Source organism: Nisaea nitritireducens (genome assembly GCF_014904795.1).
Taxonomy (GTDB): domain Bacteria; phylum Pseudomonadota; class Alphaproteobacteria; order Thalassobaculales; family Thalassobaculaceae; genus Nisaea; species Nisaea nitritireducens.
The window spans coordinates 1-13,577 of the sequence record NZ_JACZFS010000038.1; the positions used below are offsets into that span (position 1 = coordinate 1).

General features: G+C 62.1%; 7 protein-coding genes. 4 read left to right on the top strand and 3 right to left on the bottom strand.

What is annotated here, in order from left to right:
• Positions 1-96: 96 nt before the first annotated feature.
• Positions 97-2,361: an NADP-dependent malic enzyme gene (locus IG629_RS13245; protein ID WP_193172421.1), complete on the bottom strand. Its 2,265-nt coding sequence runs from the start codon at positions 2,359-2,361 to the stop codon at positions 97-99.
• A 315-nt stretch (positions 2,362-2,676) separates the two neighbouring features.
• Between IG629_RS13245 and mutS the strand changes: the two genes are divergently transcribed.
• Positions 2,677-5,322, top strand: coding sequence for a DNA mismatch repair protein MutS (gene mutS / locus IG629_RS13250; protein WP_226886699.1), 2,646 nt, complete (start codon positions 2,677-2,679; stop codon positions 5,320-5,322).
• On the opposite strand, the gene IG629_RS13255 is transcribed toward mutS, so the two are convergent.
• Complete coding sequence (locus IG629_RS13255) at positions 5,319-6,512, bottom strand: NAD(P)/FAD-dependent oxidoreductase (RefSeq protein ID WP_226886687.1); 1,194 nt, start codon at positions 6,510-6,512, stop codon at positions 5,319-5,321. The two genes, mutS and IG629_RS13255, sit on opposite strands and share 4 nt — an antisense overlap.
• A gap of 156 nt (positions 6,513-6,668) precedes the next feature.
• Here IG629_RS13255 and IG629_RS13260 point away from each other — a divergent pair, with 156 nt between their 5' ends.
• From IG629_RS13260 to trpS, 3 genes are all read left to right on the top strand, one after another.
• Positions 6,669-9,497 (top strand): [protein-PII] uridylyltransferase, encoded by a 2,829-nt coding sequence (locus IG629_RS13260; RefSeq protein WP_193172424.1) that lies wholly within the window; start codon positions 6,669-6,671, stop codon positions 9,495-9,497.
• A gap of 66 nt (positions 9,498-9,563) precedes the next feature.
• Positions 9,564-11,129, top strand: coding sequence for a murein biosynthesis integral membrane protein MurJ (gene murJ, locus IG629_RS13265; protein WP_193172425.1), 1,566 nt, complete (start codon positions 9,564-9,566; stop codon positions 11,127-11,129).
• Positions 11,130-11,209: 80 nt separating this feature from the next.
• Complete coding sequence (gene trpS / locus IG629_RS13270; protein WP_193172426.1) at positions 11,210-12,211, top strand: tryptophan--tRNA ligase; 1,002 nt, start codon at positions 11,210-11,212, stop codon at positions 12,209-12,211.
• On the opposite strand, the gene IG629_RS13275 is transcribed toward trpS, so the two are convergent.
• Positions 12,201-13,442 (bottom strand): adenylate/guanylate cyclase domain-containing protein, encoded by a 1,242-nt coding sequence (locus tag IG629_RS13275; protein WP_193172427.1) that lies wholly within the window; start codon positions 13,440-13,442, stop codon positions 12,201-12,203. The two genes, trpS and IG629_RS13275, sit on opposite strands and share 11 nt — an antisense overlap.
• Positions 13,443-13,577 lie beyond the last annotated feature (135 nt).

Sequence of the window (13,577 nt, forward strand, 5' to 3'; positions counted from 1 at the left end):
AACACGGACCCCAGTCTAAAATAGGCTGAAAAAGGTAAAAATAGAGGCCTTTCGCGCCGATTATGGCGCGAAAGGCGGATCAATGTGGGGAAAGGTCTATTCTCCGATGGCCGTATGCGCCGCGATGGCCGCGGCATTGACCAGGTCGGTGACGGTCGCACTCATCTGCACGATCTGAACCGGCTTCTCCAGTCCGACCAGCATCGGCCCGACGACCGCGGCGCCGCTCATCGACTGCAACATCTTGTAAGTGATGTTGGCGGAATGCAGAGCCGGCATGACCAGAACATTGGCCGGGCCGGTCAACCGACAGAACGGGTAATTCCGTTTCATCGCCTCGTAATCGAGGGCGATATCCGCGGACATTTCGCCGTCATATTCGAAGTCGACACCACGCGCGTCTAGGATCGCGACCGCATCGCGGATGCGCACTGCTTTTTCCCGTGGCGGATAGCCGAAATTCGAGAACGAGAGCAGAGCAACGCGCGGTGTATGACCGAAGGAGCGGGCGTGCTCGGCCGTCTGAACCGCGATATCGGCAAGTTCCTCGGCGCTGGGCAGCTCGTTCACGTTGGTATCGCTGATGAAGATCGTGCGGCCCCGGTTGATGACGATGGAATAGGTCATCAGGCGCTGGCCGGGCTTCGGGTCGAGCACGCGGGTGACATATTCATGGGTCACGCCGAAATTCCGGGTCAGACCGGTGACCATGGCTTCCGCATGTCCGGACGCCACCATGCAGGCGCCAAACACATTGCGGTCCTGATTCACCATGCGCTGACAGTCGCGCTGGATGTGCCCTTTGCGCTGCAGGCGCTTGTAGAGCATTTCCGTATAGGCTTCGTTATGCTCCGAGAGTCGGGCGTTGTTGATTTCCAGGGTCTCGGCACCCTTGATGCCGAGCTCGACGATCTTCTCCTTGATCACATCCTCGCGGCCGACCAGCACCGGGATGCCGTAGCCGCCGTTCCGGAAAGCGACGGCAGCACGGATCACCCGCTCCTCCTCGCCCTCGGCGAAGACGACGCGCTGCGGATTGGCGCGGATCCGGTCGAAAATGACCTGCAGACTGGAGGAAGTCGGGTCAAGCCGGGCGCCGAGCTCGGCCCGGTAGGCGTCCATGTCCGCGATCGGATTGCGGGCAACGCCGGTATCCATGGCGGCCTGGGCCACGGCGGAGGACACCTTGACGATCAGACGCGGATCGAACGGCGCCGGAATAATATAGCCTTCACCGTAATGCAGCGTGCGGCCATAGGCCTTGCCAACCTCGTCCGGTACGTCCTCGCGAGCGAGTTCCGCCAGTGCGTTCGCAGCGGCGATCTTCATTTCGTCATTGATTTCGCTTGCCCGGACATCAAGGGCACCTCGGAAGATATAAGGGAAGCCGAGCACGTTGTTGACCTGGTTCGGATAGTCTGACCGGCCGGTGGCGACAATGGCGTCCGAGCGGACGGCGGCGACATCTTCCGGAGTGATTTCCGGGTCCGGGTTGGCCATGGCGAAGATGATTGGCCGGTCGGCCATGCTTTTCACCATGTCCTTGGTCATGGCGTCCTTCGCCGAGAGACCGCAGAAAATATCTGCGCCCTTGATCGCTTCCTCAAGGGTACGCATCGGGGTGTCGACGGCGTGCTTCGATTTCCACTGGTTCATGCCGGCCTCGCGGCCCTGATAGATCACGCCGCGGCTGTCGCACAGGATGACGTTCCCGTCCTTCATACCCATGGACTTGAGCAGCTCGACGCAGGCGATGGCGGCGGAGCCGGCGCCGTTCACCACCATCGTGGCGGTCTCGAGCGAGCGGCCGGTCAGGTCCAGCGCGTTGATCATGCCGGCAGCGGTGATGATCGCCGTGCCGTGCTGATCGTCGTGAAAGACGGGAATGTCCATCAGCTCCTTCAGGCGCTGCTCGATGATGAAGCAGTCCGGGGCCTTGATGTCTTCCAGATTGATGCCGCCGAAGGTCTTGCCGAGATAGCGGACGGAATTCACGAATTCCTCGACATCCTTGGTGTCGACCTCGAGATCGAAACCATCGATATCGGCGAACCGCTTGAACAGAACCGCCTTGCCTTCCATCACCGGCTTCGCGGCCTGCGCGCCGATATCGCCGAGGCCGAGCACGGCGGTGCCGTTCGAGATGACGGCGACGATATTGCCCTTGGCCGTGTATTCGTAGGCCTTGCTCTCGTCCTTGTTTATGGCGAGGCACGGATAGGCCACACCCGGAGAATAGGCGAGCGCCAGATCGCGCTGCGTGGTCAGATTTTTGGTCGCGGCGATTTCGAGTTTACCGGGGCGGCCGGAGGCATGAAATTCCAGTGCTTCAGTCTCAAGCATGCGCTTCGCATCATCCATGACGCTTCCCCCAAGGGCTTGGTTTAATTGGCAGACCGCAATCGGTCCGCGCGGGACATTCGGAACCCGATTACTGAACGATAGGCCCGGCTAATGCCACGGGCAATTTCATATCGCGGGAGCAGGTTCCACAAATCTTGGGACAATGGTGTCGTTCGGCATTGGAAGTTGCCTCGGGCGTCATGTTATGGTCGCCGACTTTTCCTGCAATCATCTGACCTTAGCGACTTTTTGGCCGTGAACACGATCTCCCCAGCAGCCGAGCAGACTCCCGCGTCCAACGCTTCCTCCCATGACCGGGCGGCGGCGACGCCGATGTTTCAGCAGTATTTCGCCGTCAAGGATGCCCATCCCGATGCGCTTCTGTTCTACCGGATGGGAGATTTCTACGAGCTGTTTTTCGAGGATGCGGAAGCAGCGGCCGCCGCGCTGGACATTACGCTGACGAAACGAGGCCAGCATGGCGGTGAGCCGATCCCGATGTGCGGCGTGCCGCATCATGCGGCGGAAGGCTATCTCGCGCGGCTGATCCGCAAAGGCTACCGGGTGGCTATTTGCGAGCAGACGGAAGACCCGTCCGAGGCCAAGAAGCGTGGGGCAAAATCGGTGGTGCGGCGTGAAGTGGTGCGTGTGGTCACGCCCGGCACCATTACCGAAGATGCGCTGCTTGATGCGCGCAGCAACAACTATCTCGCGGCCCTGGGCATGGCACAGGGCGGCCTCGGTCTGGCATGGATCGATGTCTCGACAGGCGATTTCCATGCCCAGCCGGTGGCGATGAACGGCATCGGTGCGGCTCTTGCCCGGGTTGGCCCCAGCGAGCTGCTGGTCCCGGATGCGATGATGGAAGCGTCTAGCAATCTCAGAGGCGTGCTTGAAGACTGGGACGCGGCGGTGGTGCCACAACCCGCAAGCCGTTTCGACAGCGAGAACGGTCGCAAGCGGCTCGAGGCCTTGTTCGAAGTCTCGTCGCTTGAAGGCTTCGGAGCCTTTGAGCGGGCGGAACTGGCGGCAGCCGGAGCCCTGGTCGATTATCTGGAGCTGACCCAGATCGGCTCCATGCCTCGCCTGTTGCCGCCGCGCCGCTGGCAGGCTGGCGGTCTTGTCGAGATCGACGCCTCGACCCGGCGGAATTTGGAGATCCTGCGCACGCTCAGTGGGGAGAAGCGCGGTGCGTTGCTGAGCGTCCTTGACCGAACCGTGACGGGGGCCGGCGGACGATTGCTGGGCCAGCGTCTTTCGGCGCCGGTCACGGATGTCGGGGAAATCGGCCGGCGTCTTGATGCGGTGGCGCATTTCCGGGAGGGTGAGAGGTTGCGCGGGGAGATCCGCGAGACATTGAAGGCCCTGCCGGATGTCGAACGTGCGCTCTCCCGCATCGCGCTCGGACGCGGAGGGCCGCGTGATCTGGCGGCAATTCGTGACGGGCTGGCAGGTACCGGACCGTTGCGTGATCAACTCGCCCGGGCCGATGCCATGGCGGGGGGCCTGACCGGTGATGCAGGCGGCGCGCCGGAAGAGGCGCGGGCGATCTTCGAAGAGCTGGGTTATCACGAGATGCTGGTCGACACGCTGACCCGGGCGCTGGCGGCCGAGCTGCCGCTGCTGGCCCGAGATGGCGGTTTCATCGCGTCCGGTTACGCGCCCGAGCTGGACCGGTTGCGCACCCTGCGGGACGAGAGCAGGCGCCTGATTGCCGGGCTGCAAGCCCGCTACGCTACTGAAACAGGTGTCAGCGCGCTGAAGATCAAGCACAACAACGTGCTCGGCTATTTCATCGAAGTGACGGCTGCCCATGGCGAAAAGCTGATTGGGCGGGAGAATTTCATTCATCGCCAGACCATGGCGAATGCCGTGCGTTTCTCTACCGTGGAACTGGGTGAGCTGGAACGGGACCTGTCCCAGGCAGCCGACAAGGCCGTGGCGCTGGAGCAGGGGCACTTCAAGGAACTGGTCGAGGCGATCCTGGCGGAGGCAGAGGCGGTATCCCTGGCGGCTGCCGCCCTGGCCCGGCTCGATGTGGCGACGGCGCTGGCCGAGCTTGCCGTCGAGCGCCGTTATTGTCGGCCGGAGGTTGATGGCTCGCTCGCTTTTGAAATTCGTGGCGGGCGGCACCCGGTGGTCGAGGCGCTCAATCCGGGCGACAGCGGGTTTGTGCCGAACGATTGTGTGCTGGAAGACGCCGAGCGACTCTGGCTCATCACCGGCCCGAACATGGCTGGTAAAAGTACGTTCCTGCGCCAGAATGCCCTGATCGCCCTGATGGCTCAGGCGGGGTCCTTCGTGCCGGCGGAAGCGGCTCATATCGGTGTTGTCGATCGTCTGTTCAGCCGGGTGGGGGCTGCTGACGATCTGGCCCGCGGTCGCTCCACCTTCATGGTGGAGATGGTGGAAACCGCGACCATCCTGAACCAGGCGACGGAACGCTCGCTGGTCATTCTCGACGAGATCGGCCGGGGCACGGCGACCTTCGACGGCTTGTCCATTGCCTGGGCGACCGTCGAGCATCTGCATGAAATCAGCCGGGCACGGGCCCTGTTCGCGACCCACTATCACGAACTGACCGGCCTCGAGGCCAAGCTCGGCAGTCTCTCCTGCCACACCATGCGCATCAAGGAATGGAACGACGATGTCGTTTTCCTGCATGAGGTGGTGGCCGGTGCGGCCGACCGGTCCTATGGCATCCACGTCGCCAAGCTGGCCGGCCTGCCGCCAGCGGTGGTGGCGCGAGCGGAGGAAGTGCTGAAGCTTCTGGAACAAAGCAAGGCGTCCAGCACCGCTTCCAGCCTTGCCGAGGAGCTGCCGCTGTTTCAGGCCATGGCGCCGGCAAGGCCGCAGACGCAGCAGCGGGTCAGCCCGCTGGAAGCGCGTCTCTCCGAGATTCGGCCAGACGATCTGACGCCGCGCGAGGCGCTTGACCTACTCTATGAGTTGATTTCGTTACGGGAAAGTAATCGTTAAACTATATTGCGCTCCAGAACCAGGTCACCGCTGGCAAACCGCTCGAAGCCGAAGCGGGACAGGTCGATGGTTCTGAAAGCGCCGGAGATCAGCAATTCCGCCATTGCTCGGCCGACGGCCGGTGCCTGTTGCAGGCCATGGCCCGAAAAGCCGTTGGCAAAGTAGAAATTCGCAAGCGCGGGATGGGCACCGACAATGCCGTTCTGGTCGACACTGTTGTAATCGTAATACCCGGCCCAGGCGCCGGACAGTTTGATCGCTTCGAAGGCCGGTATCCTGTGCGCGAGGGTTGGCCAGACCACCTCCTCGAACCAGTGGTAATCGACATCAAGCTCGCTGGTATCCCCGTCCGGATCCTGATCTGCAGGGGGTGAAACCCCGCAAATATATCCTCCACTCTCGGGCCGGACATAGACGCCGCTTGGATCGATCAGCAAGGGTACTGCCGGGTCCAGCGGCTCACGGCAATCGAAGACGAAGACATTGCGTTTGCGGGGGGAGACCGGCAGCGCGACGCCGGCCAGGGCCGCGACCTTGCCCGCATTGGCGCCCGCTGCATTCACGACGGTGCCTGCGGCAATGCGCTGCCCATCTCCAAGGATCACTGCCGCGATCCGGCTGTAATTATGCTCCAGAGCAATCACCTCGCCCTCGAGATATTTGACCCCGAGGCTTCGGGCCTTGCGCTTGAATGCCTGCATCAGGGTGTTCGGATCAAGCCAGCCCTCTCCCCGCCTTCCGAACGCGGCACCGGCAATCCCGTCAAGATTGAGCCAGGGGAGTTGTTTCTCAAGTGAAACGAGGTCGAGCAGGTCAATGCCGCACCCGTGGCGGACCTGCTCCTCATGGTTCTGGCCAAGAATCTCAAGTCCGTCCGGCCCGGCAAGGAAGAGATAGCCGCCTTCGCGGAAGCCGGGGTCGGGGCATTCCCCGTCCACGGACAGGTACTCCGGAAGGTGGGTAACGAAGTGATGGCCGAAAAGGCCGATCTCGATATTCTCCGGATTGGAAAACTGCTGCCGGATGCCGCCCGCGGACCGTGGCGTTGATGCCAGCTCGTAGGTCGGGTCCCGTTCGATCACGGTAATCGCGCTGGGCCCGGCCGGATTGGCGGCAAGAAAATATGCAATAGCGCTGCCGATCACACCGCCCCCGACGATAACGACATCGCTGTTTTTGTGATCTGCCAAGGCGCTGCACTCCGGGAAATCAGCGGAACATACCTTCCTCCTCATATCCCTCAGCCGTTCGCGCGTCCAGCCCGCTCCAAACAGGTGCCGGACATGGCGCGGCGGGAGAAAGTGCACTAAGGTTCGGCAAGGATTCAAGCGAGGTGTGAGGATTATATGGCTTCCGATCAACCACTGCCGGTGAGCGAGCCGGTGACGGATGCTGCGGTCATCACTCCGCCTCCGAAAATCAAAAGCCGCAAAACAATTGTTGATCCGGTAGAGCTCGAAAAGGCCGTCGACGCCCTCTGGGAGGCGGCCGGCAATGCGGAAAGTTTCCGCACCGAACTGCTCGTGCTGTTGCGCCGGACCGTTGATGATGGCCGCTCCGAGATTGAGCGCCGGTTTCTCGACAGCAATGACGGTGCCGAGGCGATCCGGGCCAATGCCTATCTGATGGATGTGCTGGTCCACAGGGCCGCCGAGACGGCGACGAAGAAGATCTACAAGAACGCCAATCCGACCCAGGGCGAACAAATCTGCATTGCCGCAGTCGGCGGATACGGGCGCGGCGAGATGGCGCCGTTTTCCGATCTCGACCTGCTCTTCCTGCTACCCTACAAGCAAACGCCGTATAGCGAGCAAGTTGTTGAATATATTCTCTATTTGCTCTGGGACTTGCGGCTGAAAGTCGGTCATTCCACCCGTTCCGTCGACGAGTGTGTGCGGCAGGCCAAGGCGGATATGACGATCCGCACATCTCTGCTCGAACTACGCTATCTCTGGGGCTCCGAGCCTCTCTTCGCCGATCTGCGCGAGCGTTTCCGCCAGGATGTCGAAACCGGCACCGCCATGGAATTCGTCGAGGCCAAGCTGGCGGAGGCGGAAGAACGGCATGAGCGGCTTGGCGACAGCCGTTACGTAATCGAACCGAATATCAAGGAAGGCAAGGGCGGATTGCGTGACCTGCACCGCCTGTTCTGGATCGGCAAGTACGTCTACAAGGTCGACAAGGTGAAGGATCTGGTGGACCGGGGCGTTCTGACGGCGGCGGAGGCCCGCAAGTTCGCCAAGGCCCAGAAGATGCTCTGGACCATCCGCTGTCACCTGCACTATCTGACGGGCCGGGGCGAGGAGCGCCTGACCGTCGATCTGCAGACAGAAATCGCCAAGCGCATGGGCTATACCAACCGGGCCGGAGCGGTCGCGGTCGAGCGCTTCATGAAGCATTATTATCTGACATCCAAGGATGTCGGCGATCTGACCCGGATCTTCTGCGCCAATATTGAGGCGGAAAACCAGAAGCGGCCGCGGCTCCGGCTCTCATGGGCGTTTTCCCGCAAGCCCGATGTCGGCGATTTCCGGGTCGACGGGGATCGTCTCAACGTCACGGACGACGATATGTTTGCCCGAGATCCGGTCAATCTGATCCGGTTCTTCCACACGGCCCAGAAGTACGATCTGGAACTGCATCCCCACGCGCTCCGTCTTGTGACGCAGAACCTGAAGAAGATCGACAAGGAATTGCGCAAGAACGAGGAGGCAAACAGGCTCTTCGTCGAGATGCTGGAGGCGCCGCAGGGCCCGGAGCGGATATTCCGGCGTATGAACGAAGCCCAGGTCCTCGGCCGATTCGTGCCGGATTTCGGCCGCGTCGTCGCCCAGATGCAATACGACATGTACCATACCTATACGGTCGATGAGCACACCATCGTCATGCTCGGTATCCTGCACAAGATCGAGAAGGGCGAGTTGGCCGAGGCGGCGCCCATCGCCAGCGAGGTCGTGCACAAGGTGCTGTCGCGCCGGGCGCTCTATGTCGCCGTCTTTCTGCATGACATTGCAAAGGGGCGCGGCGGGGATCATTCCAAGCTCGGCGAGCGGGTGGCCCGCCGGCTTTGCCCGAGACTGGGGCTGAGTGACGAGGAAACCGAGACTGTCGCCTGGCTGGTGCGCTGGCATCTGCTGATGACCTATGCGGCCTTCAAGCGTGACATGAACGACCCGAAGACGATCCAGGATTTCTCCGCCATCGTGCAGTCGCCGGAACGGCTGCGTCTGCTGCTGGTGCTGACGGTCGCCGATATCCGGGCGGTCGGGCCGAATATCTGGAATGGCTGGAAGGCGGCGTTGCTGCGCGAACTTTACTGGGCGGCGGACGGTACTCTCTCCGGTCTTGGCGAGGAGGCGGGCCGCAAACGGCGCACGGAAGAAGCCAAGAACGCTCTGGCGGAAATGCTGCCGGACTGGCAGGAAAAGGATATCGAGTGGTATCAGGCCCTCGGCTATCCGGATTACTGGCTGGCGTTCGATGCGGAAACCCATGTCCGCCATGCTCGTATGGTGCATGCGGCCGAGGCCGAGCAGCGAGAGCTTGCGGTTGAGAGCCGTGTGGACACTGCTCGTGAGGTGACTGAAATCACCGTCTATACCACTGACCATCCGGGCTTGTTCTCGCGCGTGACCGGGGCTATGGCAGTTTCCGGCGCGAGCATTGTCGATGCCCGGATTGCCACCTTCAGCAACGGTATGGCGCTGGATGTATTCTGGATCCAGGACGAGGACCGCAAGGCCTTCGACCGGCCGGACAAGCTGGCGAAGCTTTCCGTTGCCATCGAACAGGCGCTGACTGGCCGGTTGAACCTGCTGGCCGAACTGGTGAAGCGCCGGCGCAATATCGAACGACGGGCCCGGGTCATGAAGATCCCGACCCGCGTGCTGATCGACAACAAGGCAAGTGTGACCCACACCGTGATTGAGGTGAACGCGACGGACCGCCCCGGCGTGCTCTACCGGATCGCGCGGGCGCTCCGGGAGATCAAGATCCAGATTTCCTCCGCCAAGATCTCGACCTACGGGGAGAGCTTCGTCGATGTGTTCTATGTGAAGGATCTGTTCGGGTTGAAGATCGATTCCGAGACACGGATCCAGGAGATCCGCAGCGCGTTGTTGACGGCGCTCGCCGAGGACGCCGCCTCCCCTCCGGGAGAAAGCAACTCGTCTTGAGCGCCGCGATCACGCCCAGATTGATGCGTAGTCTTCTCCCGTTCCAGATCCTAAGACAGAGCTGACATGTCCCTGATCCGCGCCGCCGCCACCGTCGGCAGTTTTACCATGATGAGCCGGGTTACCGGCTTTGTGCGCGACGTGCTGATCGCCGCCATTCTTGGCGCGGGGCCGGTGGCGGATGCCTTCTTTGTGGCTTTCAAACTGCCGAATTTCTTCCGCCGGCTGACGGCGGAGGGCTCCTTCACGGTCGCCTTTGTGCCGCTCTTCGCCGGAACGCTGGAGGCAGACGGCGTGGCGGCGGCCAAGCGCTTTGCCAGCGACGTGCTGGCGATGATGTGCGCCGCATTGGCCGCCCTGACCCTCGCCATGGAACTGACCATGCCGTGGGTCATGCATGTCATGGCGCCGGGGTTCGTTGCGACGCCGGATCGATTTGCGCTGGCAGTCGATTTGACCCGCATCACCTTTCCCTATTTGCCGCTGATCTCACTGGTCGCGCTCTATGGCGGTATCCTGAACAGCATTGACCGTTTTGCGGCCATGGCGTCGGCACCGATCCTGCTGAACTTGATCCTGATCGGCGCCATGGTTGGCTTCGCGGACCGGCTGGAGACCCCGGGTCATGTGCTGGCATGGGGTGTGGCGGCGGCCGGTCTGGCGCAACTGATCTGGCTGATCATGGCGGCGCGGCGCGATGGCTGGACCCTCTCGCTCCGCCTGCCAAAGGCGACGCCCGGCGTGCGCAAGCTGTTCCGACTGATGGTGCCGGCGATGCTCGGCGCTGGCGTGGTGCAGATCAATCTGCTGATCGACATGGTGCTGGCCTCGACCCTGCCGCTCGGCTCAATCTCTTTTCTCTATTACGCGGACCGGGTGAACCAGCTTCCGCTCGGGGTCATCGGTGTTGCCATCGGCACTGCCTTGCTGCCGATGCTATCCCGGCAATGGCGGGCGGGCGACGGTGCGGCGGCGCTTGAGACGCAAAACCGGGCGCTGGAATTCGGCGCCTTGCTGACGGTTCCGGCGGCAGTTGGCCTTGGAGTGCTCGCGACCCCGATCATCACGGTCCTGTTCGAGCGCGGCGCCTTCGAGGCTGCGGATACGGCTGCCACGGCCGCGGCGATGATCGCGTTCGCCGGTGGATTGCCGGCTTTCGTATTGGTGAAGGTTTTGCAGCCGGGCTTCTTTGCCCGGGAGGATACAAGAACCCCGGTGAAGGTGGCGGCGGCGGCGGTTGTGCTCAATCTCGTGCTGAACCTGATCCTGATGCAGTACCTCGCCCATGTCGGCCTCGCTCTGGCGACGGCCATTTCCTCCTGGATGAATGCTCTGGTCCTGGCCCGTCTGCTCGGCCGGGACGGCGCTTTCCGGCTGGATGCCCGCTCCCGCAAGCGGCTTCCCCGAATCCTGTTCTGCGCACTGCTGATGGGCGGCTGTCTCTTTGGCGCGCTGCAGCTAACGGAACAGATGCTCCCCGATCTTTTTGCCGGCGCTGCCGCCGGGATCGCCGGTTTGGTTGCCTTGATTCTGCTGGCGCTTGCCGTCTATTTCGGCATGGCGCTTATGACGGGGGCCATGCAACTGTCGGATTTCCGCACGGTGCTTCGCGGTAATCGCCGCCAGAGCTGAACCAGTCCGGTCTTGACCGTTGGCGAGGGGGCCGCGATAAAGCAGGCCGTTTTCCCGCTTCAACCCATGGATAGCGTCAGATGAACCGCATTTTCTCGGGTGTTCAGCCCACAGGTAACCTGCATCTCGGCAATTATCTGGGTGCGATCCGCAACTGGGTGCAGTTGCAGCGGGACTATTCATCGATCTTCTGTGTCGTCGATATGCATGCGATCACCATGCCGCCGCACGACCCGGCGGATCTGCGCCGCGCCACCCGCGAGGTTGCGGCCGGTATGATTGCGGCCGGGGTCGATCCGGACGATTGCATCATCTTCAATCAGTCCGCTGTCCCGGCCCATGCCGAGCTGACCTGGATCTTCAACTGTGTCGCCCGCATCGGCTGGCTGAACCGGATGACCCAATTCAAGGAGAAAGCCGGCAAGAACCGCGAGAACGCAACCGTCGGTCTCTACGATTATCCGATCCTGATGGCTGCCGACGTGCTGGTCTACAAAGGCACCCATGTGCCCGTCGGAGACGATCAGAAACAGCATCTGGAGCTGATGCGTGACATCGCGCAGGCTTTCAACAGCATGTATGGCGTCGATTTCTTCCCGCTGCCGGAGCCGATGATCTTCGGCGAAGCGACCCGGGTGATGAGCCTGCGCGACGGCACCAAGAAGATGAGCAAGTCCGATACCTCGGAATACTCGCGCATCAACATGACCGACGAAGCGGACGATATCGCCCAGAAGGTCCGGAAAGCGAAGACCGACCCGCATCCGATCCCGGAGACGGCGGAAGAGCTGGCAGACCGGCCGGAAGCCCGCAACCTGATCGCGATCTATGCGGCGCTGTCGGGTATCGAGACGGACGCCGTTCTGAAAGAGTTCGCGGGCAAGGGGTTCGGGGATTTCAAGAAGGCCTTCGCCGAGCTCGCGGTGGAGACGCTGGGGCCGATCGGCACCGAGATGAAGCGTCTGACGGACGATCCGGCATCGGTGGATGCGGTTCTGAGCAAAGGCGCCGAACGGGCCCGGGAAATCGCCGAGCCAATCGTTCAGGAAGCCAAGGAAATCGTCGGCTTCCTCAGGTCGTAACTGTTTCGACGCCGTATGGTGCGAAGATTTCCACCGGAGCACGCAGGCCGCGGATTGGATGCCGTCCGAGCGGTTTCACCGGCAGCTTCACCATCCGGGCAATCAGTTCCGACGCGACAATCGGGTGGCCCAGTTCCTTTGCGAGACCCTGCAGCCGGCTGGCCAGATTGACCGCTGGCCCAATAACGGTGAAGTCCAGCCGGGTCGGGCTGCCGATATTGCCATAGCTGACATCGCCGACATGCAGGCCCAGCGCATGGTCGATGACTGGCTTGCCGTGTTTCTTGCGAATGGCATTGCGCCCGCGCAGCAGGGTCTGCGCTTCTATTGCCGCCTTCAGCGCCGCATCGGCGTCTTCCTCGGCGCTGTCCTGACCAAGCGGGAAGATGGCAAGCAGTCCATCGCCGATGAATTTCAGGATCTCGCCGCCGCGCTCCTCGATCGGCTGCGACATGATTTCGAAGTAATCGTTCAGCAGCGAGATGATTTCGGTTCCGGGCAGCGCATCGGAGGCTGCGGTAAAGCCACGCACATCGGCATAGAGGATGGCCGCGCGGATGGTCTCGCTGCTGCCGCGCCGGATGGCACCGTTCAGCACCCGTCGCCCGGCATTGTGACCGAGATAGACCTGCAGCAGTTCCTCGGTCAGTTTCTGACGCTCCAGGATTTCGATCCTGAGCGCCAGGACAGGCAACAGGCCATCCAGAATGCTGAGCTGGTCCGTATTGAAGCCGTCCCGGATATCGGTGGTCCAGGTGACGAAATGGATCTCGCCATCGCTGAATTTCAGCGGCATCGCCACATAGTCCGTCGCGCCCTGTTCTTTCAGATCGGCCAGCACGGGATAGTCCAGCAGGAGAGCCGGGTCCGCCAGCCGGCGCCGGATTGCGCCCGCACCGTTGAAGATGACGGGCAGTGGGCTGGCCTTGAAGCTTTCCGAGTCCTCGATGCCGTGCAGCACCATGAGTTCTTCCGGATCGCGCATCGTCTTGCGCCAGACCACCGTTCGGCCGCTTGCCTGCGGATGCAGCGTCCGGATAAAGCAGGAAACGCGTTGCAGCGGCATGCCCTGGGCGACGAGCAGATTGCAGAGATCGCGTATCAGCGCCCGCATGGAAAGGATGCCGCCGGAGCGCTCCAGCAGCCAGCGGTCGGGCGCAAGGACCAGATCTTCTTCGGTCAGGGAACTGTCGGCGGGCAGTTGATCGACGGGGTCCGCACCGCGATGCATGACGCGGATATGCGGCCGTTTCGGATCTTCCGGGAAGTTTTGTGCCAGCGTGGTTCTCCGTTACTTGCCCGGCGCCGGCTTTGGAAAGAGTGTCTTTCCTTGCCCCCGAACGGCAATTTGATGATAAGGCAGTCG